The organism is Kitasatospora sp. NPDC051853 (assembly GCF_044452665.1).
Lineage (GTDB): Bacteria > Actinomycetota > Actinomycetes > Streptomycetales > Streptomycetaceae > Kitasatospora.
The window spans coordinates 61,411-84,433 of record NZ_JBITBY010000006.1 but is presented as its reverse complement, the minus strand read 5'-3'; the positions used below and the strand labels follow the sequence as shown (position 1 = coordinate 84,433).

General features: G+C 72.9%; 17 protein-coding genes and 1 pseudogene. 10 read left to right on the top strand and 8 right to left on the bottom strand.

The features are described from left to right. Positions 1 to 35 precede the first annotated feature (35 nt). From ACIA8O_RS18430 to ACIA8O_RS18420, 3 genes and pseudogenes are all read right to left on the bottom strand, one after another. Entirely contained in the window at positions 36 to 878 is an 843-nt protein-coding gene (locus ACIA8O_RS18430; RefSeq protein WP_396294921.1) for a carbohydrate ABC transporter permease, read from the bottom strand. Then, positions 871 to 1,767: pseudogene (locus ACIA8O_RS18425) on the bottom strand (carbohydrate ABC transporter permease); the annotation flags it as partial. The pseudogene ACIA8O_RS18425 and the gene ACIA8O_RS18430, both read right to left, overlap by 8 nt. 23 nt (positions 1,768 to 1,790) lie before the next feature. Continuing rightward, positions 1,791 to 3,104, bottom strand: coding sequence for an ABC transporter substrate-binding protein (locus ACIA8O_RS18420; RefSeq protein ID WP_396294920.1), 1,314 nt, complete (start codon positions 3,102 to 3,104; stop codon positions 1,791 to 1,793). Positions 3,105 to 3,267: 163 nt separating this feature from the next. On the opposite strand from ACIA8O_RS18420, the gene ACIA8O_RS18415 reads away from it, so the two are divergent. Together ACIA8O_RS18415 and ACIA8O_RS18410 are read left to right on the top strand one after the other, a co-directional pair. Then, positions 3,268 to 4,494 carry an ROK family protein gene (locus ACIA8O_RS18415; RefSeq protein ID WP_396294918.1) on the top strand — a complete coding sequence of 409 codons (1,227 nt, stop codon included), beginning with the start codon at positions 3,268 to 3,270 and terminating at the stop codon, positions 4,492 to 4,494. Between the two features lie 230 nt (positions 4,495 to 4,724). Further along, on the top strand, positions 4,725 to 7,280 hold the full coding sequence (locus ACIA8O_RS18410) for a discoidin domain-containing protein (protein ID WP_396294916.1): 2,556 nt from the start codon (positions 4,725 to 4,727) through the stop codon (positions 7,278 to 7,280). A gap of 60 nt (positions 7,281 to 7,340) precedes the next feature. Here the strand turns inward: ACIA8O_RS18410 and ACIA8O_RS18405 are convergent, their stop codons facing one another. The 4 genes from ACIA8O_RS18405 to ACIA8O_RS18390 all read right to left on the bottom strand — a co-directional run bounded on the left by ACIA8O_RS18405 (position 7,341) and on the right by ACIA8O_RS18390 (position 11,693). Continuing rightward, positions 7,341 to 8,690: an acyltransferase gene (locus tag ACIA8O_RS18405; RefSeq protein WP_396294915.1), complete on the bottom strand. Its 1,350-nt coding sequence runs from the start codon at positions 8,688 to 8,690 to the stop codon at positions 7,341 to 7,343. 37 nt (positions 8,691 to 8,727) lie between these two features. Next, positions 8,728 to 9,582, bottom strand: a complete 855-nt coding sequence (locus ACIA8O_RS18400; protein WP_396294914.1) for a polysaccharide deacetylase family protein — start codon at positions 9,580 to 9,582, stop codon at positions 8,728 to 8,730. 30 nt (positions 9,583 to 9,612) lie between these two features. Further along, positions 9,613 to 10,398 (bottom strand): sporulation protein, encoded by a 786-nt coding sequence (locus ACIA8O_RS18395; RefSeq protein WP_396294913.1) that lies wholly within the window; start codon positions 10,396 to 10,398, stop codon positions 9,613 to 9,615. A gap of 278 nt (positions 10,399 to 10,676) precedes the next feature. Beyond that, entirely contained in the window at positions 10,677 to 11,693 is a 1,017-nt protein-coding gene (locus ACIA8O_RS18390; RefSeq protein WP_396294912.1) for a LacI family DNA-binding transcriptional regulator, read from the bottom strand. Positions 11,694 to 11,819: 126 nt separating this feature from the next. Between ACIA8O_RS18390 and ACIA8O_RS18385 the strand changes: the two genes are divergently transcribed. From ACIA8O_RS18385 to ACIA8O_RS18370, 4 genes are all read left to right on the top strand, one after another. Continuing rightward, positions 11,820 to 12,938 (top strand): alpha/beta hydrolase, encoded by a 1,119-nt coding sequence (locus tag ACIA8O_RS18385; RefSeq protein ID WP_396294911.1) that lies wholly within the window; start codon positions 11,820 to 11,822, stop codon positions 12,936 to 12,938. Positions 12,939 to 13,028: 90 nt separating this feature from the next. Next, positions 13,029 to 15,359: an ArnT family glycosyltransferase gene (locus ACIA8O_RS18380; RefSeq protein ID WP_396294910.1), complete on the top strand. Its 2,331-nt coding sequence runs from the start codon at positions 13,029 to 13,031 to the stop codon at positions 15,357 to 15,359. A 160-nt stretch (positions 15,360 to 15,519) separates the two neighbouring features. Beyond that, positions 15,520 to 16,272, top strand: a complete 753-nt coding sequence (locus tag ACIA8O_RS18375) for an HNH endonuclease family protein (protein ID WP_396294909.1) — start codon at positions 15,520 to 15,522, stop codon at positions 16,270 to 16,272. A gap of 69 nt (positions 16,273 to 16,341) precedes the next feature. Further along, complete coding sequence (locus tag ACIA8O_RS18370) at positions 16,342 to 17,961, top strand: alpha/beta hydrolase (protein WP_396294908.1); 1,620 nt, start codon at positions 16,342 to 16,344, stop codon at positions 17,959 to 17,961. A 224-nt stretch (positions 17,962 to 18,185) separates the two neighbouring features. Here ACIA8O_RS18370 and moaA read toward each other — a convergent pair whose 3' ends face one another. Beyond that, positions 18,186 to 19,181 carry a GTP 3',8-cyclase MoaA gene (moaA, locus tag ACIA8O_RS18365; protein WP_396294907.1) on the bottom strand — a complete coding sequence of 332 codons (996 nt, stop codon included), beginning with the start codon at positions 19,179 to 19,181 and terminating at the stop codon, positions 18,186 to 18,188. 180 nt (positions 19,182 to 19,361) lie between these two features. Between moaA and ACIA8O_RS18360 the strand changes: the two genes are divergently transcribed. The 4 genes from ACIA8O_RS18360 (at position 19,362) to ACIA8O_RS18345 (ending at position 22,922) form a co-directional block, all read left to right on the top strand. After that, entirely contained in the window at positions 19,362 to 19,952 is a 591-nt protein-coding gene (locus ACIA8O_RS18360) for an NTP transferase domain-containing protein (RefSeq protein WP_396294906.1), read from the top strand. A gap of 143 nt (positions 19,953 to 20,095) precedes the next feature. Then, entirely contained in the window at positions 20,096 to 20,941 is an 846-nt protein-coding gene (locus ACIA8O_RS18355; RefSeq protein ID WP_396294905.1) for a hypothetical protein, read from the top strand. Between the two features lie 167 nt (positions 20,942 to 21,108). Further along, positions 21,109 to 21,894 (top strand): hypothetical protein, encoded by a 786-nt coding sequence (locus ACIA8O_RS18350; RefSeq protein WP_396294904.1) that lies wholly within the window; start codon positions 21,109 to 21,111, stop codon positions 21,892 to 21,894. A gap of 143 nt (positions 21,895 to 22,037) precedes the next feature. Further along, positions 22,038 to 22,922: a (2Fe-2S)-binding protein gene (locus ACIA8O_RS18345; protein WP_396294903.1), complete on the top strand. Its 885-nt coding sequence runs from the start codon at positions 22,038 to 22,040 to the stop codon at positions 22,920 to 22,922. Positions 22,923 to 23,023: the final 101 nt, after the last annotated feature.

The window sequence follows — 23,023 nt, the reverse complement described above, 5'->3', positions numbered from 1 at the left end:
GTCAGAAAGCCTTTCGGAGGGGAGCAAGGGGAGGGTCACTTGACGGCCCCGGCGGTGAGGCCGGCGACCAGGTAACGCTGCAGCAGGAGGAAGCCGGCGACGACCGGGACGCTGACCACCAGGGAGGCGGCCATCACCTGGTTCCAGTACACGTCGGTCTGGGTGGCGTACCCCTGGAGGCCGACGGAGAGGGTGCGGGTGGTCCGGTTGGTCATCACCGAGGCGAACAGCACCTCGCCCCAGGCGGTCATGAAGGCGTAGACCGAGACGGCGATGATGCCGGGGGTGGCGGCGGGGACCACGATCCGCAGCAGGGTGCGCAGCGGTCCGCAGCCGTCCACCGCCGCCGCCTCGTCCAAGTCCCGCGGGATGGAGTCGAAGTAGCCGACCAGCATCCAGATCGAGAACGGGAGCGAGAAGGTGAGGTAGGTGAGGATCAGCCCGCCGCGACTGCCGTAGAGGGCGACACCGGTGGCGTTGCCCAGGTTCACGAAGATCAGGAACAGCGGCAGCAGGAAGAGGATGCCGGGGAACATCTGGGTGGAGAGCACCGTGACGGTGAAGAGCTTGCGCCCCCGGAAGCGGTAGCGGCTCACCCCGTAGGCCGCGAAGACCGCGATGGCCACCGAGCAGACCGTCGCGCTCAGCGACACGATCAGGGAGTTGACGAAGTAGTCGGCCAGCGGGACGGTCGTCCAGATGTCGACGTACGGACGGAGCGTCAGCTCGCTGGGGAACCAGCGGAACGGGCCCTGGACGTCGCGCAGCGGCTTGAGCGAGGAGCTGAGCATCACCAGCACCGGCGCCAGCACGAAGGCGGTCAGCAGGGTGAGGAACACCCTGCGGGCCCACAGGAAGGACGTGGGGGGCTTAAGCATCGGCGTCCCTCCGGCGCGAACCGACGAACAGGTAGACCGCCGTCACCAGCAGCAGGAACAGCAGCAGCAGGACCGACATGGCCGAGCCGGAGCCGAAGTTCCAGGTGACGAAGGAGGATTGGTAGATGTGGATGGAGATCAGGTCGGCCTGCTCGGGGGCGGACTTGCCGAACAGCACGTAGGGGGTGTTGAAGTCGTTGAAGGTCCAGAGGAAGAGCACCAGCACCAGCACCTGGTTGACCGGCCGCAGTGAGGGCAGGGTGATCCGGCGGATCTGCTGCCAGACGCCCGCCCCGTCGATCGCGGAGGCCTCGTAGAGCTCGCGCGGGATGTTCTGCAGGCCGGCCATCAGGGTGAGGAAGGCGAACGGCCAGGTCTTCCAGACCGCGACCACCACCAGGGCCCAGAAGCTGTTCTCGCCGATCAGCCAGAACGGCTTCTCGTCCAGCAGGTGCAGCTGGTCCACCAGCAGGTGGTTCACCAGGCCGGTGTCCCGCTGGAACATGAACGACCAGGTGATCACCGCCGCGTAGACCGGCAGCGCGTAGGGCACCAGGAACAGGGTGCGGAGCAGGCCCCGCCCCCGGAACTCCTGCTGCAGGAAGACCGCCGCCGCCGTCCCCAGCAGCCAGGAGAGCCCGACCGCCAGGGCGGTGAACGTACAGGTGACCCAGAACGAGTGCAGCAGCGACCGGCCGATCGGTGCGTCGAAGTCCACCGCCACGCGGTAGTTGGCGAGGCCGGACCAGGGCGCGGCCGACCAGTCCCGGATGAAGAACTGGGTGAGCTGCTTGAAGCTCATCGCGATGCCGACCACCATCGGGACCAGGTGGATCAGCAGCTCCAGGGCGAGTGCCGGGAGCAGGAGCAGGTAGGGCAGGGCACGTCGGCCGAATCGCTGTCGCATCAGGATCAGTTCGCCGGCATCTGCTGCTGGGCCTTGGTGAGCTCGGCCTTCACCGACTCCTCGGTGACCGGCTTGCCGGAGGCGGCCGCGGCCAGCAGGTTCTTCACCGCGGTGCCGACCAGGGTCTCGAACTGGCTCTCGTTGGCCACCTGCGGCAGCGGGGCGGCGCTGGTCTGCAGCACGGTGGCCAGGGTCTTCAACTCCGGGGTGGAGAAGGCGGGATCGGCCTGGGCCTCCTTCACCGGCGGGATGGAGCCGTAGGTCTTGTTGAGCTGGACCTGCTCCTCGGTGCTGGTCATGAACTTCACGAACTGCAGGGCGCCGTCGGTGTTCTTGGTGTTCTTGAAGACCGCCAGGTTGATGCCGGCCACCATCGAGGTGGTGGCCTTGGCGCCGGTGGCGCCCGCCGGGAGCGGGATCGGCGCGACGGCATAGTCCTCGGGGGCCATGCCGTGCGACTTGAGCGAGGCGCCGGCCGCCTGCCACATCAGCATCGCGGCCTTGCCACTGGCGAAGTCGGTCACCGACTGGTTGGCCGCGTACTCGGCGTTGCCGGGGGCGGCGATCTTGTCCTTGGCGATGAAGTCGACGTACTGCTTGACCGCCGCGACCGCCTCGGGGGTGGCGAAGGCGGGCTTGCCGGCCGCGTCGAACCAGTCGGCGCCGTGCTGCTTGCCGAAGGCGAAGGCGTGGTGGACGTTCTCCGAGACGTTGCCGCCCTCGATGGCGAGGCCGAACTTGCCGTCCTTGGTGAGCTTCTGGGCGTCCGTCACCAGCTCGTCCCAGGTGGCGGGGGGCTGGGCGATGCCGGCCTCCTGGAAGAGCTTCTTGTTGTAGTAGAGGCCGTAGGCCATGGAGTACAGCGGGACGGCCGCCGGGTCCTTGCCCGCCGCCCCGGCGGAGGCGATGGTGGACGGCGTGAACCGGTCCTTGCCGCCGATCTTGCCGAAGGTGGTCTCGTCGAACGGCAGCAGGGCGCCGGTGGCCTGGAGCGAGGCGGACCAGGTGTTGCCGATGTTCAGCACGTCGGGGCCCTGGCCGGAGGCGGTGGCGGCCAGGATGCGGTTGAGCAGGTCGGACCAGGGGACGACCTCGAGCTTGACCTTGATGCCGGTCTGCTGCTCGAACTTTCTCAGTTCGGGCTCCAGGACCTGCTTGTCGTTCTCCAGGCTGGTGCCCTGGTTGCTGGCCCAGTAGGTGAGTTCCTTCGGGGCGCTGTTGTCGCCGCCCTCGGAGGAGGACCCGCCGCCGCAGGCGGTCGCGGTCAGGGTGAGGACGGAGACCAGGGCGGTGGCTGCGGCGAGACGGTGGAAGCGCATGACCGTGTCCCTCTCGGACGAGTGGGTGGTGGGATTCGGGGGAAGTGTGAGCCGCCGTGGAACCGCGAGCTCAGATGCTTACTTCGGACCGTGATTTAACGTGTGAGAAAAGCTGGCGTCAAGAGTCCGCGCAGCGATAGATTCGAGTCAGGAGGGAGACCAGATGGCAGAGCGAGGCAAGCAGACCGTCCGTGACCTGCGACGGGGCAGCCGTTCCACCCTGTTGCACCGGCTGTACTTCGAAGGTCCGCTGAGCAGACAGGAGTTGGGGAGGATCAGCGGCCTGAGCGGCGGCTCGGTCAGCAACGTGGTGGGCGAACTGATCGCCGACGGGCTGGTGGAGGAGTGCGGCTCGGTCGACTCCGACGGCGGCCGTCCGCGCATCCTGCTCCAGGTCACCCCGGACCGGGCGCACCTGATCGGGGTGGACGTGGGCGAGACCCAGGTACGGGTCGCGCTCTTCGACCTGGCGCTGACCGAGCTGGCCGCCAGCGACCACCCGCTCTCCGACCACGGCCACGACGTGGACCACGTGGTCGAGCTGATGCTCACCGGCATCACCGAGGTGCTGGAGCGCACCGGAGTGGACCGGGCCACCGTGCTCGGGGTCGGCATCGGCGTGCCCGGCATCGTGGAGCAGGGCGAACCCGACTCGGACGGGTACGGCGTGGTGGTGCACAGCCAGACCGTCGGCTGGGACGCCGTCCCGCTGGGCCGGCTGCTGCGGGCCGGCACCGACCTGCCGCTCTACGTGGACAACGGTGCCAAGACCCTGGGCCAGGCCGAGATGTGGTTCGGCGCCGGGCAGGGCGCGCGGCACGCGGTGGTCGCGCTGTTCGGCTCCGGCGTCGGGGCCTGCGTGATCGCCGACGGCTCCCGCTTCCGGGGCGCCACCAGCAGCGCGGGCGAGTGGGGGCACACCAAGGTGCACGTCGGCGGGCGGCTCTGCCGGTGCGGCTCCAAGGGCTGCCTGGAGGCGTACGTCGGCGCGGAGGCGCTGGTCGAGCGGTGGGGCGCGGCTCCGCCCGGCAGTTCGGAGAAGGAGGGCCTGGCCGCGCTGCTGGCCGCCGCCGAGGCCGGCGACCCGGCGGCGGAGGCCCTGCTCGCGGAGGCCGCCGAGTACCTGGGCGCGGCCATCGCCGACCTGGTCAACCTGTTCAACCCCGAACGGATCGTCATCGGCGGCTGGGCCGGGCTGCTGCTCGGGCCGCGGCTGCTGCCGGGCATCGAGGCCGCCGCCACCGAGTACGCCCTGCGCTTCCCGCGCGCCCAGACCACCATCACCCTGGGCCGCCTCGGCCCGGACGCCGTCACCGTGGGCGCGGCCACCCTGCCGCTCACGCACTTCCTCACCTCGGGCGGCGAACTCCGCCGGCTGACCCCGGCATAGCCGCGCCGACCTGCGACAACTCCCCCTTCGGGGAAGTGACTTGACCGTACACGCCCGGCCGGTGGCCGACCGGCCGGCGGTACGTCAGGTCGCCACCGGGTGCTTGACAGCCGCGAGTTGGGCCCTCCACACTCCCACCGGGGAGCGCTCTCCAAAGATCCGCCGGTGTGTCCGTGTCCACCGCCCGCGCCTCCCCGACCCCCACCCCCCACCCACCGCAGGAGAAGCCCGTGAGGCTCACCTCGGCACGCGGTACAGCCGCGACCGCCACCACGCTGGCACTGCTCTCCGGAGCGCTGCTCGCCCTGCCCGGTACCACCGCCCACGCCGCCGACGCCCTGATCTCCCAGGGCAAGGCGGTCACCGCCTCCTCCACCGAGAACGGCGGGACCGCCGCCGCCCTCGCGGTGGACGGCTCCACCGCCACCCGCTGGTCCTCGGCCGCGAGCGACCAGCAGTGGCTCCAGGTGGACCTCGGCGCCAGCTCCACCATCAGTAAGGTGGTGCTCAACTGGGAGGCCGCGTACGGGAAGTCGTACCAGATCCAGACCTCCGCCGACGGTGCGAACTGGACCACCATCCACACCACCACCAACGGCACCGGCGGCCAGGAGACCCTGAACGTCACCGGCACCGGCCGCTACGTGCGGATGAACGGCCTGACCCGGGGCACCGGGTACGGCTACTCGCTCTGGGAGTTCCAGGTCTTCGGCTCGCAGACCGGCGGCTCCACCTGCTCCACCACCGACGCCGCCCAGGGCCGCCCCACCACCGCCTCCTCCACCGAGAACGCGGGCACCCCGGCCTCCGCCGCCACCGACGGCAACTCCGGCACCCGCTGGGCCTCGGCGGCCAGTGACCCGCAGTGGCTCCAGGTGGACCTCGGCTCGGTCCAGCAGCTCTGCCGGGTGGTGCTCAACTGGGAGGCGGCGTACGGGAAGTCGTACCAGATCCAGACCTCCGCCGACGGGAACGGGTGGACCACGGTCCACACCACCACCAACGGCACCGGCGGCCAGGAGACCCTGAACGTCACCGGCTCCGGCCGCTACGTGCGGGTCAACGGCCTGACCCGGGGCACCGGTTGGGGCTACTCGCTCTGGGACTTCAAGGTCAACACCGGCACCGGCCTGCCCCCGATCCAGGGCGGTGGCGACCTCGGCCCCAACGTGATCGTCTTCGACCCGTCCACCCCGAACATCCAGGCCAAGCTGGACGAGGTCTTCCAGCAGCAGGAGTCGGCCCAGTTCGGCAGCGGGCGCTACCAGTTCCTGTTCAAGCCGGGCACCTACAACAACCTCAACGCCCAGGTCGGCTTCTACACCTCGGTCAACGGCCTCGGCCTGTCCCCCGACGACACCCTGATCAACGGCGACATCACCGTGGACGCCGGCTGGTTCAACGGCAACGCCACCCAGAACTTCTGGCGCTCGACCGAGAACCTGGCGGTCAACCCGGTCAGCGGCACCGACCGCTGGGCCGTCTCGCAGGCCGCGCCGTTCCGCCGGATGCACATCAAGGGCGGCCTCAACCTGGCGCCCAACGGCTACGGCTGGGCCAGTGGCGGGTACATCGCGGACAGCAAGATCGACGGGCAGATCGGCAACTACTCGCAGCAGCAGTGGTACACCCGGGACAGCTCGATCGGCGGCTTCTCCAACGGGGTCTGGAACCAGGTCTTCTCCGGCGTCCAGGGCGCGCCCGCGCAGGGCTTCCCGAACCCGGCCTACACCACCCTGGAGACCACCCCGGTCTCCCGGGAGAAGCCCTTCCTCTACCTGGACGGCGCCGACTACAAGGTCTTCGTCCCGGCCAAGCGCACCGACGCCCGCGGCACCAGCTGGGGCAACGGCGCGCCGCAGGGCAGCTCCGTCCCGCTCTCCCAGTTCTACGTGGTGAAGGCGGGCGCCACCGCCGCCACCATCAACGCGGCGCTGGCCCAGGGCCTCAACCTGCTCTTCACGCCCGGGGTCTACCACGTCGACCGGACCATCGACGTGACCCGTCCGGACACCGTGGTGCTCGGCCTCGGCCTGGCCACCCTGATCCCGGACAACGGCGTGACGGCGATGAAGGTCGCCGACGTGGACGGCGTCAAGCTGGCCGGCTTCCTGATCGACGCCGGCCCGGTCAACTCCCCCACCCTGCTGGAGGTCGGCCCGGCCGGGGCCGCCGCCGACCACACCGCCAACCCCACCACCGTGCAGGACGTCTTCGTCCGGGTCGGCGGCGCGGGTGCGGGCAAGGCCACCACGGCCGTCGTGGTGAACAGCGACGACGTGATCGTGGACCACACCTGGCTCTGGCGGGCCGACCACGGTGACGGCGTCGGCTGGGAGACCAACCGCTCCGACCACGGCCTGATCGTGAACGGCGACGACGTGCTGACCACCGGCCTGTTCGTCGAGCACTTCAACAAGTACGACGTGCAGTGGTTCGGCGAGCGCGGCAGGACCGTCTTCTTCCAGAACGAGAAGGCCTACGACGCCCCCAACCAGGCCGCCGTGCAGAACGGTTCGACCCAGGGCTACGCCGCCTACCGGGTCGGCCCCGACGTCCAGACCCACGAGGGCTGGGGCCTGGGCAGCTACTGCTACTACAACGTGGACCCGACCATCCGCCAGGAGCACGGCTTCGAGGCCCCGGTCCGCCCGGGCGTGAAGTTCCACGACCTCTCGGTGGTCTCGCTGGGCGGCAACGGCCAGTACAACCACGTGATCAACTCCACCGGCCCCGGCACCTCGGGCACCAGCACCGTCCCGTCCACCGTGGTCTCCTTCCCGTGACCGCGGCCCGCTGACCCGGCGGCCGGCCCCACCTCGGCGGAGGTGGGGCCGGCCGCCGGCTCACGCCAGCTTCTTCATCTGCCGGGCGATCTCCGGCAGTTGCTCGTCGGCCGCGCGGTGCGCGTGCAGCAGGGCCTGCCCGGCCTCGGTGCGCAGCCGGGCGGCCAGCCGGACCGGGAGCGAGACGGTGAGCAGGTGGCCGCTGCCCTCGAAACCCTCCACCAGCCAGGAGACCCACGGGAGTTGGACACTGGCCGCCGGACTGAAGGCGATCGGCCGGTGCCCCTCGAAGGCCAGGTCGTAGACCCCGGCACGGGACCAGGTGGAGAGGGTGAAGGTCTTGGCCGCCGGGTCGAAGCCGAGCGGCACGCACGCGCGCAGCCGCTCCCGGCCGAGGCCCGCGAGGAAGTCCCGGTTGGTGCGCAGGCTGAGGTGGTCGGTGAGGAAACCCTCGACCGCGGCCCGGACCCGGGCGGCCAGCGCGGCCGGCGCGGCGTCCGCCGGGCAGTCCAGCACGATCTCGCCCAGCACGTTCCCCAGACCGCCGGCCGGCAGGCCCAGGTGGCGGCGCACGTTCACCGGCAGCACCAGGGTGCGCGGCTCGTGGTCCTCGTCCAGCCGGCGCACGGCGGTGACCACGTGGGCGCAGAGCACGTCGTTGACCGACAGCCGGCGCCCGGCCGCCTCCTCGAACTCCGACCGCAGCCGGGCGACTTCGGCGTCGGTGAAGTAGACCTGCACGGTCCGGTTGGCCCGGGAGGCGACGGCGAACTCCCGTCCCAGCAGCTCCACCTCCTCCGGCCCGGGGACGCGGAAGCCCAGCCGCCCGGAGTCCCGTTCGGGCAGCACCGAGTCCAGGTACGCCTCCCGGTCCTCGACCACCAGCACCTCGGGCGGCTCGCTGCCGTCCACCGCCGCCGACCAGGCCCGCATCAGGGTCATGAAGGTCTGCACGTCCCCGAGCACGTGGTGCCAGGAGCAGCCGAGCGCCGTCCCGCCGTCCGCCAGGCGGCTCAACCGGACGGTGAGCAGCGGGAGTTCCCCCTCGTGCACGGCCTGGGCCGCGACGTGGTCCACGTACCCGGAGGCCGCCAGGGTCATCCGGCCGAGCGCCTCGCCCAGGTTCTCGGGGGCGTCCGCCGAGACCATCGGGACGCCCGCGTCGGAGCAGACGATCTCCAGGCCCGCGCCGGTGCTCCGCAGCCGCCCGGCGAACACCGGCGCCCGGCCCAGCGCCACCGCCAACCCGTCCGCGAGGCGCTGCTCGTCCAGCGGGCGGTCGTAGAAGAAGACGACGGAGACCGCCAGCTCGGCCAGCATCGCGTCCGAGACCCCGCAGCGGATCACCTCGCCGGTGGCCGTTCCGGCCCGGACGGTGCGCACTCGCTCGGTGGTGGTACTGGTGGTCATGACTGCCCCTCCCGGTGGTTGACCGGCACCCTAGCGGCTAACCCAGGTGGTCTACACCATCCGAGAGGCGTACGAACCTCCGCCCGGCGCCGAGCAGTTCCGGCAGCGCGGCGGCGAACCCGGCGGCCGTGCCGCGGCCGGGCCGGTTGACGTGCGCGATCACGACCGCCCCCGGGCGGACGGCGGCCAGCGCCCGCCGCACCTCGGCCGGGGTGAAGGTGGCCCCCGCGTCCGCGTTCACGGTGAACCCGGCCACCCGTTCGCCCAGCTCGCCGACCACCCGGACGGCGGTCTCGTCGTAGTGCGCGGTGCCGGAGCGGAAGAAGCGGGGCGGACGGCCGGTCAGCTCGGCCAGCCCTCGGTGGTTGGCCGCCACCTCGTCGTAGACCTCGCCGACGCCGCGGGTGCCGGCGATCCCGTAGGCGGAGCGGCCGTCCACCGAGAGCGGGCGGTGCGCGGTGCCGTGGTTGGCCAGCTCGAACAGCGGATCGGCGGCCAGCTCCCGGGCCCGGCCGGGATCGGCCGCCAGCCAGCGCGCGTTCACGAACAGGGTGGCGGGCACGGCGTGCTGACGCAGCGTCCGCAGCAGAGCCTCGTCGCAGCCGTTGCCGCCGGGGCCGCCACAGGCGTCGAAGGTGAGCGCGACCGCCTCCCCCGGCAGCCGGCCGATCACCCCGGCCACGTCCGTCCCCCACCGCCCGGCCGGCTGCCCGCCGTACCGGGCGACCACCTCGGCCCTGGGCGGCAGGGCCGACGGTGCGGGCGACGGGCCGGGTGCGGCGGAGACCGACACCGACGACGAGGCGGCGGGCGACGGTGGCGCCGCCGGGCCGCCGCAGCCCGCCAGCCCCGCCGCCAACCCGCCCGGCACGGCCCTACGACTCACTGACACCCCGTCACCGTAGGCGCGGGGCCCGGTGGATCAGAGCCAGCCGCGCTGGCCGCCCACCGAATGGAGCCACTGGTGCAGGTACCCGGCCCAGTCGGTCGCGTTCACGTCCGCGTGCGCGACGGTGAAGGAGCGGAAGGTGTCGGAGCCCTCGGTGAACAGACCGCCCTTCTTGTCCATCTCCAGCACCACGTCCACCGCGTGCTCGTCCGCCACGAAGGTGAGCTCGACCTGGTTCAGCCCCGGGTACTGCTGCTGCGGCGCGAAGAACTCGATCTCCTGGTAGAACGGCAGCCGCTGGCGGGTGTTGCGGACGTGGCCGCGCTCCAGGTCCGCGCTCTTGAAGCCGAAGCCGAGCCGGCCGAACGCGTCCAGGATCGCCTGCTGCACCGGCAGCGGGTGCACCACGATCGGGTCGAGGTCGCCCGCGTCCACCGCCCGGCCGATCGCCAGCTCGGTGTGCACCCCGAGCGCCATGCCGCGCAGCTGCTGCCCGCCGACCGCCGTCACCGGCGTCTCCCACGGCACCGGGAGGGCGAACGGCACGGCGTGCAGCGCACCCTCCTTGAGCTCGAACTCCCCGCCCAGTCGGGTCGGTTGGAAGCGGATGTCCTGGTGGTGCTCGCCGTCCCCGCTCTCCACCTCGACCCGGGCCTGGAGGCTGAGGGTCAGCCCCTCGATCCGCTGGTCCACCTTGCCGCCCTGGATCCGCACCTCACCGTGCAGCGTGCCGCCGGGGACCACGTTCGGGTCGTTCAGCACCGTCTCCACCGAGGCCCCGCCGGCTCCGAGACCGGCCAGCAGTCGCTTGAATCCCATCGCGCTTCCTCTCATCGGATATGCCCCGAGTCTCCCACCTCACCCCAATTGCCGGAAGCACCGGCCCGCCGGTGCGGCATTGTGAACGGGCAATTCCCGCCCTCCCCAAGGAAATTCACCGGTGATTTCCCCGGCCGTCGAAACAGGGCGGCCCCCGAGCGTGAAAGGGCAGCGACCTCAGGGGCGCGAGGAACTGCGCGCATCGGAAGGCGGACCAGCGCTGGATCGGGGCACGTCAGCCAGTTGCACGCCCTGCCGTTCCGCCGCGCGCCCACGCATCAAGCGGATTCGCGGACCACCAACTCCGGCTCGAAGACCACCGAGGCCGTCCCGGAGGCCGACCCGACCACCCGTTCCAGGAGGATCCGGGCCATCTCGGCCGCCATCAGTTCCACCGGCTGGCGGACCGTCGAGAGCAGCGGCAGCCCGCCCGTCGCCGCGCTGCTGTCGTCGAACCCCACCACCGCGACGTCCTCCGGCACCCGCCGCCCGTGCTCGGCCAGCACCGCGACCGCACCCCGGGCCATCAGGTCGTTGGCGGCCACCACGCCGTCCAGGTCCGGGCAGGAGGCCAGCAGGCGGGCCATCGCCGCCGCCCCGCTGGCCTGCCCGAAGTCGCCCTCGGCCGACGGCACGTCACCGAGCACCTCGCGCACCCCCGCCAGCCGGTCCCGCCCGGCGGAGAGCGCGGACGGCCCGGCGATCGAGACGATCCGCCGGCAGCCGCGCCCGCGCAGCAGTCCGGCGGCCAGCCGGCCGCCCTCGACGTTGGCCAGGTCGACCCAGCTCACTCCGTCGGCGAGGCCCTCCGGCGGGCTGCCGAACATCACCACCGGCAGCCCGGCCTCCACCAGACGGCCCGGCAGCGGGTCCCCGGCCCGGGTGGAGACCAGCATCGCGCCGTCGGCGTTGCCCTGGCGGAGGAAGGAGAGCACCTCCTCGCGGGCCGCCGCGTCGTCCGCCAGCATCAGCACGGGGTGCACGCCGAGCGGGCGCAGCGCGCCGATCACGCCGCTGACGACCCGTCCGAAGAAGGGGTCGGTGAAGATCTCGCCCTGGCCCGGCGTGCCGGAGAACACCAGCGCCACCGCCCCGGCCCGTCTGGTCACCAGGGCGCGGGCGGCCGCGTTGGGGACGTAGCCGGTGGCGGCGACCGCGTCCCGGACCACCTGCTGGAGCTCGGGGTCCACGTTCCGGATGTTGTTGATCACCCGTGAGACGGTCGATCGCGAGACCCCCGCCTCCCGGGCCACGTCCTCCAGCGTCGCGGGCCGCCGCGCCAGGGCTTCGCTCATGCGGCCGTTTATAGCACGAGCGCGGGGGCAGCCCCGGCGTGATCGCACGGGCAGATCCGGTGGGGAACGGGGCAGAACGACGCCCCGGAGCGCCGCGCACAGGAATCTCTCATCTACGATCAGCAAGTGCCCAGCTTGACCGGAACCCCGATCCAGATCGTCGCCGTCGTGTTCGCGGTGGTGGCGTTCGTGCTCACCATGTGGCTCTGGCCACGACTGGCCGGGAAGGGGTGGAAGGCCTGGGCCGGGCGGATCGGCGCCTTCCTGGTGGCGCAGGTGGCGCTGCTGTCGGCGATGGGCCTGGTGGCCAACTCCTACTTCGGCTTCTACACCAGCTGGACCGACCTGCTCGGCACCAGCGGCAGCCCCGGCGTCGTGGTGGAGCAGCAGCCCGGCAAGGCGGTGGCGCTGCGCGGGGAGCAGAAGGTGTACTCCTCGCAGGGGTCCTCGCGGGACCGGGCCGGGGTGATCCAGCAGGTCACCATCAAGGGCGCCAAGTCCGGTATCAGCGGCGACGCCTACGTCTACCTGCCGCCGCAGTACTTCCAGTCGGACAACGACCACCGCAAGTTCCCGATGGCGCTGGTGCTCTCCGGCTACCCGGGGTCGGCCGAGAAGCTGATCTCGCTGCTGGAGTACCCGGCCTCCGCGCTGGCCGCGATCGAGGCGGGCAAGCTGCCGCCCACCGTGCTGGTGATGATGCGTCCGACCGTGGTCGGCAACCGGGACACCGAGTGCGTCGACGTGCCGCGCGGGCCGCAGGTGGAGACCTACTTCACCGAGGACCTGCCGACCGCGGTGGCCGCCTCCTACCGGGTGTCCGACCAGCCCGACCAGCGGGTCGCGATCGGCAACTCCACCGGGGGGTACTGCGCCCTCAAGTTCGCGCTGCGCAAGCCGGATTCGTACCGCACGGCGATCTCGCTCTCCGGCTACTACACCACGCCGATCGACGCCACCACGGGCGACCTGTTCGCGGGCGACGAGCAGCTGAAGAAGGAGAACGACCTGGTCTGGCTGCTGAAGAACCGGCCCGCCCAGCCGGTCTCGCTGCTGCTGGCCACCAGCTACAACGAGTACAACTACCAGGCCACCCAGGAGATGGTCGCCAACTTCAAGGCGCCCACCCGGATGGCCACCATCACCCTGGACAGCGGCGGCCACAACTTCCACACCTGGACCAGGGAGATCCCGCCCGCCCTGGAGTGGCTCGGCAAGCACCTGACGCAGGTTCAGCCCGCCTGATTCCCCCGGGGGGACGGGGCGGCCGGATTTGAAACCGGCTCACAGCCGCACCTCATGAGAATCTCAGGGGGACGCCCGAGCGTATCCCCCATGACCACGACCAGTTCCCCTCCTCCGACCAGCGAACCGTGGCCCGAGGCTGCGAACTACCCGCCGCCGGAGCCGCCCGCCGCCCCGACGCCCCCGGCCCGGGCCGAGGTCCCCCCGCTCTTCCCCTCCCTCCCGCTCCCGGCCGCCGGCCCCAAGGGCCCGGCCACCTGGGCGGCCCGGCTCGCCACCCTGCCGGCCCGCACCTGGCGCGGCCGCCCCGACGACCCGGCCTGGGCCCGCCCCGCGCTGCTCGGCCTGCTCGCCCTGACCGCGGTGCTCTACTTCTGGAACCTCACCGCCAACGGCTGGGCGAACTCCTTCTACTCGGCCGCCGTGCAGGCCGGTTCGCAGAGCTGGAAGGCCTTCTTCTACGGCTCCTCGGACGCGGCCAACTTCATCACCGTCGACAAGGCGCCGATGTCGCTCTGGCCGATGGCGCTCTCCGCCCGGGTGTTCGGCCTCAACTCCTTCAGCCTGCTGATGCCCCAGGTGCTGATGGCGGTGGCCACCGTGGCCACCGTGTACGCGACGGTGCGGCGCCGGTTCTCCCCGCTCGGCGGTCTGGTGGCCGGCGCGGTGCTGGCGCTCACCCCGGTGGCCGCGCTGATGTTCCGCTTCAACAACCCGGACGCGCTGCTCGTCCTGCTGCTCACCCTGGCCGCCTACGGCACCGTCCGGGCCACCGAGACCGCGAGCACCCGCTGGCTGCTGTTCGTCGGCGTGATGCTCGGCTTCGGCTTCCTCACCAAGACCCTCCAGGCCTTCCTGGTGCTGCCCGCGATCGCCCTGGTGTACCTGGTGGTCGCCCCCACCGGCCTCGGCCGCCGGGTGGTCCAACTGCTGTACGGCGCCCTCGCGCTGGTCGTCTCGGCCGGCTGGTGGGTGGCCGTCGTCGAGCTGGTCCCGGCCTCCTCCCGCCCGTACATCGGCGGTTCGCAGGACAACGACTTCCTCTCCGTCACCTTCGGCTACAACGGCCTCGGCCGGATCACCGGCAACGAGACCGGCAGCGTCGGCGGCGGCGGGCGCCCCGGCGGCCAGGGCGGCGGCATGTGGGGCAGCACCGGCATCACCCGGCTGTTCGACGGCGACATCGGCGGCCAGATCGCCTGGCTGCTCCCGGCCGCGCTGATCCTGCTGCTGGTCGGCCTCTGGGCCACCCGCCGCGCCCCGCGCACCGACGGCGCCCGCACCGCCTTCCTGGTCTGGGGCGGTTGGCTGCTGTTCACCGGCCTGACCTTCAGCTTCATGTCCGGGATCTTCCACCAGTACTACACGGTGGCCCTCGCCCCGGCGGTCGCGGCCCTGGTCGGCATGGGCGTCGACGGCCTCTGGCGGGCCCGGGCCCGGGTCTCGTACGCGGCCCTGCTGGCGCTGACCGTCGCGGTCACCGCGGTCTGGGCCTACGTACTGCTCGGCCGCAGCTCCACCTTCCTGCCGTGGCTGCGCTGGGCCGTACCGGCCGCCGGGCTGTCGGCGGCCCTGGTGCTGGCCCTCGCCCCGCTCCTGCGGCTGCCCGGCCGCACCGGCGCCCGGCTCGGCGCGGTGGCCGGCCTGGCCGCCCTGGCGGCGGCCCTCGGCGGGCCGACGGCGTACGCGATCGACACGGTCTCGACCCCGCACACCGGCTCCATCGTGACGGCCGGCCCCCGGGTCGAGGGGGGCAACGGCTTCGGGCCGGGCGGCGGCGGGCCCCGGATGCGGATGAACGGCGACGGCGGGGGCTTCCCGCAGGGCGGCACCGGCCGCGGCCAGCTCCCCGGCGGGACGGGCCAGCTCCCCGGCGGCGGGCAACTCCCGGGCGGGACCGGCCAGTTCCCGCAGGGCGGCGGCCAGCTGCCGGGCGGCACCGGCCAGTTCCCCGGTGGCACCGGCCAGTTCCCGGGCGGGACGGGCCAGTTCCCCGGCGGTGGCGAGGGCCGTGGCGGCTTCGGCGGCGGCGGCGTGGGCGGCATGGGCGGCCTGCTCAACGGCGCCAAGGTCAGTGACGAGGTGGCCCAGCTGCTCAAGCAGGACGCCGACCGGTACACCTGGACCGCCGCGGCGGTCGGCTCGCAGAACCAGGCCAGCTACCAACTCGCCAGCGGCGAGCCGGTGATGGCGCTCGGCGGCTTCAACGGCTCGGACCCCTCCCTCTCGCTGGAGCAGTTCAAGCAGTACGTCGCCGACGGCAAGGTGCACTGGTTCATCGGTGGCGGCGGCATGGGCGGCGGCGGCATGGGCGGCTCCAACTGGTCCTCCGAGATCGCCTCCTGGGTGGCGGAGAACTTCACCGCCAAGACCGTCGGCGGCACCACGCTCTACGACCTGACGGCCCAGCCCAAGGCCTGACGCCCCAGCACCGCACGCGCCCCTCGGCGGCTCCCCCGCCGAGGGGCGCGTGTGTGCTCGCACACTCCGTTCCGACGCGCCGACGCGCCGACTTGACCCTCCGTGGGGCGACTGCTGTGCTGGTGCACCGTCACCGACCGCACCACCGACCGGGGGAACCGTGCGCGCCCGCAGGACCACACTCACCGCGACCGCCCTGCTCCTGCTGCTCGCCCCGGCCCTGGCCGCCTGCGGCACCACCGGCTCCTCCCAGGACAGGTCCCCCGCCCCCGTCGACGCCCTGGGCACCAACCCGCTGCAGAACCCCGACGGCACCAAGCCCGGCCTGGCCCCGATCACCTCCGACGCGGACAAGAAGGCCGCCCGCGACCTGATCGCCACGGTCACCACCGCCGAGCCCGGCTCCCAGGCCGGCTACGACCGCGACCAGTTCGGCCCGCCGTGGACCGACAACGTGGACGGCGTCCCCTTCGGCCACAACGACTGCGGCACCCGCGACGACCTGCTGGCCCGCGACGGCCGCTCGGTCACCCGCAAGGACGGCTCCGCCTGCGTGGTCACCGGCATGACCATCTACGACCCCTACACCGGGCAGACCGTGCAGTGGACCAAGCAGGCCGCCACGAAGATCCAGATCGACCACGTGATGCCGCTCTCCTACGACTGGAAGCAGGGCGCCGCCGCCTGGCCCAAGGCCAAGCGCGTCCAGATCGCCAACGACCCCCTCAACCTCATCCCCGCCGACGGCTCCCAGAACGCCTCCAAGGGCGACTCCGGCCCCTCCACCTGGCTCCCCGCCAACGAGGCCGTCCGCTGCTCCTACGCCGTCCGCTTCGCCCAGGTCTCCCTCAAGTACCAACTCCCGGTGGTGCCCGCCGACAAGAGGACCATGCTCACCCTCTGCGGCGGCTGACGACGGCACCGGGCACCCCCTCGCGATAACAAGATGATCAGTGTGACCGTCAGGTGATAGCCATATGCGGTGATCGCGAACACCGTCCGGCTCACCGGCCGACTCCTCCCCGCCGTCCTGGCGGCCACCCTGCTCGCGGGGTGCACCTCCGGCGCCTCCACCGAGGCCGCCGCCCCCGGCCCCGGCGCCTCGCCCAGTGCCTCTCCCAGCACCAGTCCCACGCCCGAACCGAGCCCCACGCCGACCCCGAAGCCCACCGGCGAGGCCGACCCGGGGCTCAAGCCGTTCTACGGCCAGCAGATCACCTGGTCCGCCTGCGCCGACGACCCGAAGACCGCGAAGGCCGACGAGTCCACCGCCCAGTGCGCCCGGCTCCGCGTCCCGCTGGACTACGCCGCCCCCGGCGGCGAGGTCATCGAGCTCGCCCTGGCACGGCGTCAGACCGCCCAGGAGGGCAGGCGGATCGGCCACCTGCTGCTCAACCCGGGCGGCCCCGGCAGCTCCGGCGTGAGCATGGTGGCCGCGCGCGGCACCGAGTTCGGCAAGGACGGCCTGCGCGAGAGCTACGACCTGGTCGGCTTCGACCCGCGCGGCGTCGGCGCCAGCACCGCCGTGCACTGCATGGACGACCGCGCCCGGGACGAGTTCGACAGCACCGACGTCCGCGACGGCACCCGGGGCAAGGCGATGGCCGACGCCTGCCAGGCCAACTCCGGCAAGCTCCTCCCGCACGTCGGCACCCGGGACGCCGCCCGCGACCTGGACGTGCTGCGCGGCGCGCTCGGCGAGCCCAAGCTCAACTACCTCGGCTTCTCCTACGGGACCTACCTCGGCTCCCGCTACATCGAGCAGTTCCCCGACAAGGTCGGCCGGGTGGTCCTGGACGGCGCGGTGGACTCGACGCTTTCCCAACTCGACCACGCCGTCCAGCAGAACATCAGCTTCGAGAAGGCCCTGAACGCCTTCGCCGCCGACTGCGTCAAGCAGAAGGGGTGCAGCCTCGGCAAGGACCCGGAGAAGGCCGCCGGCAAACTGGCCGCCTTCCTGGACGGCCTGAAGAAGGAGCCGCTCACCACCTCCAGCGGCCGCAAGCTCACCGCCTCCTCCGCCTGGATCGGCACCCTGAGCATGCTCTACGGCAACGCGACCAGCTGGGAGTACCTGCGCAACGCCGTCGCCTGGGCGATGCTCCGCGACAAGGGCGATTACCTGCTGGCGATGGCCGACGACTACTACCGCCGCGGCGAGGACGGCAAGCACACCAACATGCTCGACGCCTACACCGCCATCCACTGCGCGGACCCGGGCGCGGACGTCCCCACCGAGGCCCGGCTCGCGGCGGCCAAGCAGAAGCTGCGCGACGAGGCGCCGCTGATCTCCGCCCGCTACACCGACGAGGACCTGTTCGACCCGGACTGCCGCAGCTGGCCGTACCGGACCTCGGAGCAGCCCGGCCCCACCAAGTCCAACGGCGCACCCCCGGTCCTGGTCGTCGGCACCACCGGCGACCCGGCCACCCCCTACGCCTGGGCCGAGCAGCTCACCGCCCAACTCGGCAACGCCACCCTCCTCACCCGCGAGGGCGAAGGCCACCTCGGCTACAACCGCAGCAAGTGCACCTTCACCGCCGTCAACACCTTCCTCACCACCGGCACCCTCCCACCCCCGGGCACCCGCTGCACCGACTGACCGGCCCCGGGGGTGCGGCCCTGGGCCGAAGGCCCTGGGGGCGCGAGGAACTGCGCGAATCGGAAGGCGGCCCGGCGTGAGATCGGGGCACATCAGCCAGTTGCACGTACTGCCGTTCCCCCGCGCGCAGTTCCTCGCGCCCCCGGGGTAACCACGTACGTCCCTCGCGCCCCCGGCGGGCCACGTTCATCCCTCGTGCCCCGGGGCCGCTGCCCTGCCGGGCGTCAGCCGCCGATGGCGGACATGGGGCGGTCCGGCTGGACGAAGTCCGCGGAGCTGATGTCGTGGCCCGGGCCCTTGCGGGCGATGGTGTTGCGCCAGGCCCGTTCGATCGCCGCGTCGTCGGCACCGCCCCGCAGCAGGGCCCGCAGATCGGACTCCTCCGTCGCGAAGAGACAGTTCCGCAGCTGCCCGTCGGCCGTCAGCCGGACCCGGTCGCAGCCGCCGCAGAACGGCCGCGTCACCGAGGCGATCACCCCGACCACGACCTCCGTCCCGGCGATCCGCCACTCCTCCGCCGGGGCGTTGCCGTGCCGCCCGACCGGCACCAGCTCCCAACGCTCCGTCAGGACCGCGAGCAGCTCGTCCGCCGTGATCATCCGGTCCCGCTCCCACGCGCCCTGCGCGTCCAGCGGCATCGACTCGATGAACCGCATCCGGTACCCGTGCTCCGCCGCGAACTCGACCAGCTCCACGATCTCGTCGTCGTTGACCCCCCGCACCGGCACCGCGTTGACCTTCACCGGCGCCAGCCCGGCCGCCTGCGCGGCGGCCAGGCCGGCGAAGACGTCGGCGATCCGGTCCCGGCGGGTGATCTCGGCGTAGCGTTCGGGCCGAAGGGTGTCCAGGCTGACGTTCACCCGGTGCAGCCCGGCGGCCTTCAAGTCGGCCGCCGTCCGGGCCAGCCCGATCCCGTTGGTGGTCAGCGAGACCTCGGCCCCGAGCGGGCTGAGCCGCGCCACCAGCCCCGGCAGGCCGCGCCGGAGCAGCGGTTCGCCGCCGGTCAGCCGTAGGGCGGTGATGCCGAGCCGGGTGACGGCGATCCGGGCCAGCCTGACCACCTCGTCGTCGGTGAGCACCTCGGCCCGGGGCAGCCAGTTCAGACCCTCGGCCGGCATGCAGTAGGTGCAGCGCAGGTTGCAGCGGTCGGTGAGGGAGACCCGCAGATCGGTGTGGACCCGGCCGAAGCGGTCCACCAGCGGGCTTGGTGCGGTGTCCATCTGCCCAGTACAGGGCCCGTCCCCCGGCGGGCGCCAGCGGCGGAAGCACCGGCCCACCCCGCTGACCTGCGGCGCCGCCCTGTGCGATCACACAACCGCTCCGCCCTCTCCGGCGGTCCCGGCGGGGGCAGGATGAGCCGTGCGGAAGGAACGACCGGAGGAGAAGAGGAGAGCAGCGGCATGAGCACGGTGCACGTCCCGGCCCTGGTCCTCGCGGCGGGCGGCGGACGCCGCCTCGGCGGGCGGCCCAAGGCGCTGATCACCCGTCAGGGGCGCCCGCTGCTCTCGCACGCCCTGGGGGTGGTCCGGGCCGGCGGCTGCGCCGGGGCCGTGGTGGTGCTGGGGGCCGCCGCCGGGGAGGTGCGGGCCACCGTGGACACCGGGGCGAGCGTCCTGGTGGACAACCCCGACTGGGAGGGCGGCATGGGCTCCTCCCTCCGCGCCGGGCTGGCGGCGCTCCCCCCGGAGGCCACCGCCGCCCTGGTGATGCTGGTCGACACCCCGGGCGTCACCCCGGCCGCCGTGGCCCGCCTGCTCGCCGCCCACGCGGCCGGGGCCGAGCTGGCCGCCGCCGCCTACGGCGGCAGGCGCGGCCATCCGGTGCTGATCGGCGCCCGCCACTTCGCCGAGGCGGCGGCCGGCGCGGTCGGCGACGCCGGGGCCCGCGCGCTGCTCGCCGCCCACCCGGTGGAGCTGGTCGAGTGCGGCGACGTCGCCGTCCCGGACGATCTCGACACCCCGGCGGACCTGGCCCGCTGGGACGCGGGCTGACCGGCCCTCCTCCCGTGGGACCGTGCGCCCCTGACGTGCCCCTGGTCTCTCCCTGAGGATTGCCGATATCAGGGCCGACGGCCGGTCCGATCGGGGACGATGGGACCGACCAGGCCAGGCGACCAGAACGGACGGTGTGCACGATGCCCGGAGCACCGCTGCCCGACGACTTCGACGAACCGGCGGCGGACCGGCCGCACGGCGCGAGCCCGATCCGCTGTCCGGCCTGCCGCCGCGAGCACCTGTACGAGCCGCCCAGCCTGCCCTGCCCCTGCGGGGCCCGGCTGCGGGTGCCGCTGCTGCGCGGCGGCATACCGGTGCAGATCCGCTTCCGCTCCTGGGAGGACTCCTGGCTGAGCATGCGCTGCCCGCACTGCGGCCGTGACGACCAGTGGCCCCAGCCGGAGTTCACCTGCAACTGCGGCGCCACCGTCCGCCTCCCGGTCGACCGGGCGCCCCGCCTCCAGAGCGCCGGCCCGGGCCCCCGTCACCAACGCCCGTCCACTCCGCGCCCGTTCGACACCCGCGCGCTCGACGGCCTGCCGGCCGACCCCCGGCCGACCGTCCCCGTGCAGGGCGGTCCGTCCGCCTGGGAGCTCCGGCCGCCGTTCCGCCCGCACCCGGTGCGCTCCGAGGACGACGCGGTGCTCACCACCGCCCGCTACCTCCAGTGGCTGGGCTTCGACGACCTGGAGCTGACGGAGGATCAGGAGACTTCCGTGGTCACCCTGTTGGGTGGTCGGATGGTGGCCCAGCTGGACGGTTCCGGGGCACCGGCCGACCTGCGCACGGTGGAGTGCCTCTGGCTGCGCACCCTGCACGCGGAGGAGATCGCGGCGGCGCTGTTCAGCCGCTCGGGCTTCACCCAGCAGGCCCTGGTCCGCGGCGAGCAGCTGCTGGTGGCACTGTTCCGCCTCGACGAGTCGGGCATCCCGCAGCCGGCCAACGGCGCCGCCGAAGCCCTGCTGGAGACGGGTTGGACGTCCTGACGGCCCGTCGGCCGAGCCCCTCCCCAGCGGTCTGGACCAGTTGATCAGGAGGGGCTGATTCCGGATCATCTCGCGCTCGTGATCTGGTGCACAAGCTCACCCCCGTGTTGAATTGCCGCCACAGCGGCCATGCCCGCTCGCTGGACACCGCGCACAAGGAGGTGGCGTTGTCGGAGCACGGAACGGCCCTGGGGGGCAGCAAGACGGACGCGGTCTGGCGGCTACGGTCCCGGGGGTGCTGGCAGGAGGCCGCCGAACTGCTCCTACCGGCGGCCCGTGACGACCCTTCGGCTGCCCTCGGCAGGGCCGAACTCCTCATCGAGCAGTGCATGTTCACCGCCGCGCACTGGGAGCAGGGCGAGGAGGCACTGCGCGCGGCGGAGGCACTGGCCGCCACACCGGGCCAGCGCGCCGCGGCCGCCTGCGCCCGCGGCTTCCTGGCCTACGTGGCCAGCGTGCTGGGCCCGCGCGACCGGCTGGACGAGGCCCAGGCGGCGCTCGGGCGGACCTCCGCCCTGCTCCCGCCGGACGCCCCGGGGCGGCCGCTGCTGGACTTCCGGCGCGGCCTGGTGGCGGAGAACCTGCTGCACGACCGGCAGGCGGCCTGGATCGCGTACCGGCGCGCGCACGACGGCGCGGCCGAGCGAGGTGACGAACTCCTGCGCTCCTACACCTGGCGCCACCTGGCCTCGCTGGCCCTGGCGGCGGGCGACACGGAGCAGGCCCGGGAGGGCTTCCGGGCCTCCCTGACGATCCGTGAGGAGCTCGGCTTCACCGTGGGGGTGGCACCGGCCCTGGCGGCGTTGGCCGAGGTCTCCGAGCCGGCCGAGGCGGCCCGGCTGCGGGCGGAGGCGGCCCGGCTGGTGCAGGCGCTGGGCGGCGTGCCGGTCTGGCTCGCGCGGCGGCTGGACACCGTGCCCGCCCCGGCGGCTCCCCCGGACGGCGGAAGCTGACGGGACGTCGGAACGGGCTTCAGCTAAGGTGAGCCTAACCTGCCCGGGGAGACCCACTCCGGGCAGGTCCGGCCCGCCCGTGCGGGCCGGCCCGTACCGCCGTCCCGGGCTCCCCGAGCCCCGGCCCACCCCCGGGGGCCCGCATGACCGCCAGCAGCACCGAGGCCCGCCCCGCCGGGCCCGGCCCCCTCGCCGACGACCTGCCCTCCGACGGCCCGCTCACCAGGACCCCGCCCACCGAGGCCCCGTCCACCGGCGCGCCGCCGCTGCTCGGCTCCTACGCCCGCCAGCACCGGGTCTTCCCCGCCCTGCGGATCGTCGCCGGCCCGCTGCCCACCGGCCCCGGCTGGGTGACGACCACCGCGCTGATCGCCGAGGAATCGGTCCGCCAGGAGCTCATCGCCCACGACCAGTCCCTCGCCCTGGCCGACTACGGGCAGCTGTTGCGGCCCGACGTGGCGGCCGGGTTCTGCCTGCACCGCTACGTCTGGCCCGCCGCGCTGGCCTTCACCCTGCCGTGGTTCCTGGAGCGCCGGGTGCCCCGGCTGCCCGCCGAACGGGTGGCGATCGACCGCCCCGGCGGCGGGCTCGCCGTCCACCCGGCCGGCTTCGCCTGCCTCCCGGACGACCCCGCGGCCCGCCTGCCGGGCGCCCGGGTGGTGCCGGACGAGGCCGCCCTGCGGGCCGAACTGCGCTCCGCGCTGACCGAGTTGCTCACCCCGGTGCTGGGCGCCTTCCGCCCGGCCATGCGGCGCGGCTCGCGCACCCTGTGGGGGATGGCCACCGACGACGTGATCGAGGGGCTCTGGTTCCTCGGCGGTCTGCTCGGCGAGGAGGAGCGGGCCGCCGCCGAGGCGGCCGAACTGCTGCCCGGCCCGTCCGAGCGCCCGTTCGTCGGCGGGGCGGGGTTCAGGCGGTTGACGGACGGCCCGGCCGCCCGGACCAGGACCCGGGTGAGCTGCTGCCTGTTCTACACGGTGCGTCCGGAAGAAACCTGTCTCACCTGTCCGCGGAGCTGTCCGGAATAGTGCGTTCCGGGCCCGATTCGGCTCGGTCCTTTCATATGACCTTATGGATTCAACGAGTTCGGAATTCCCTCTCCTCGGTGCATTGCCCCGGAATCGGCCGA

What these genes read in the sequence shown, in the direction of transcription:
- ACIA8O_RS18430 (WP_396294921.1), bottom strand. Translation starts at nt 878, where the DNA reads ATGCTTAAGCCCCCCACGTCCTTCCTGTGGGCCCGCAGGGTGTTCCTC.
- ACIA8O_RS18420 (WP_396294920.1), bottom strand. Translation starts at nt 3,104, where the DNA reads ATGCGCTTCCACCGTCTCGCCGCAGCCACCGCCCTGGTCTCCGTCCTC.
- ACIA8O_RS18415 (WP_396294918.1), top strand. Translation starts at nt 3,268, where the DNA reads ATGGCAGAGCGAGGCAAGCAGACCGTCCGTGACCTGCGACGGGGCAGC.
- ACIA8O_RS18405 (WP_396294915.1), bottom strand. Translation starts at nt 8,690, where the DNA reads ATGACCACCAGTACCACCACCGAGCGAGTGCGCACCGTCCGGGCCGGA.
- ACIA8O_RS18395 (WP_396294913.1), bottom strand. Translation starts at nt 10,398, where the DNA reads ATGGGATTCAAGCGACTGCTGGCCGGTCTCGGAGCCGGCGGGGCCTCG.
- ACIA8O_RS18390 (WP_396294912.1), bottom strand. Translation starts at nt 11,693, where the DNA reads ATGAGCGAAGCCCTGGCGCGGCGGCCCGCGACGCTGGAGGACGTGGCC.
- ACIA8O_RS18380 (WP_396294910.1), top strand. Translation starts at nt 13,029, where the DNA reads ATGACCACGACCAGTTCCCCTCCTCCGACCAGCGAACCGTGGCCCGAG.
- moaA (WP_396294907.1), bottom strand. Translation starts at nt 19,181, where the DNA reads ATGGACACCGCACCAAGCCCGCTGGTGGACCGCTTCGGCCGGGTCCAC.
- ACIA8O_RS18360 (WP_396294906.1), top strand. Translation starts at nt 19,362, where the DNA reads ATGAGCACGGTGCACGTCCCGGCCCTGGTCCTCGCGGCGGGCGGCGGA.
- ACIA8O_RS18355 (WP_396294905.1), top strand. Translation starts at nt 20,096, where the DNA reads ATGCCCGGAGCACCGCTGCCCGACGACTTCGACGAACCGGCGGCGGAC.
- ACIA8O_RS18345 (WP_396294903.1), top strand. Translation starts at nt 22,038, where the DNA reads ATGACCGCCAGCAGCACCGAGGCCCGCCCCGCCGGGCCCGGCCCCCTC.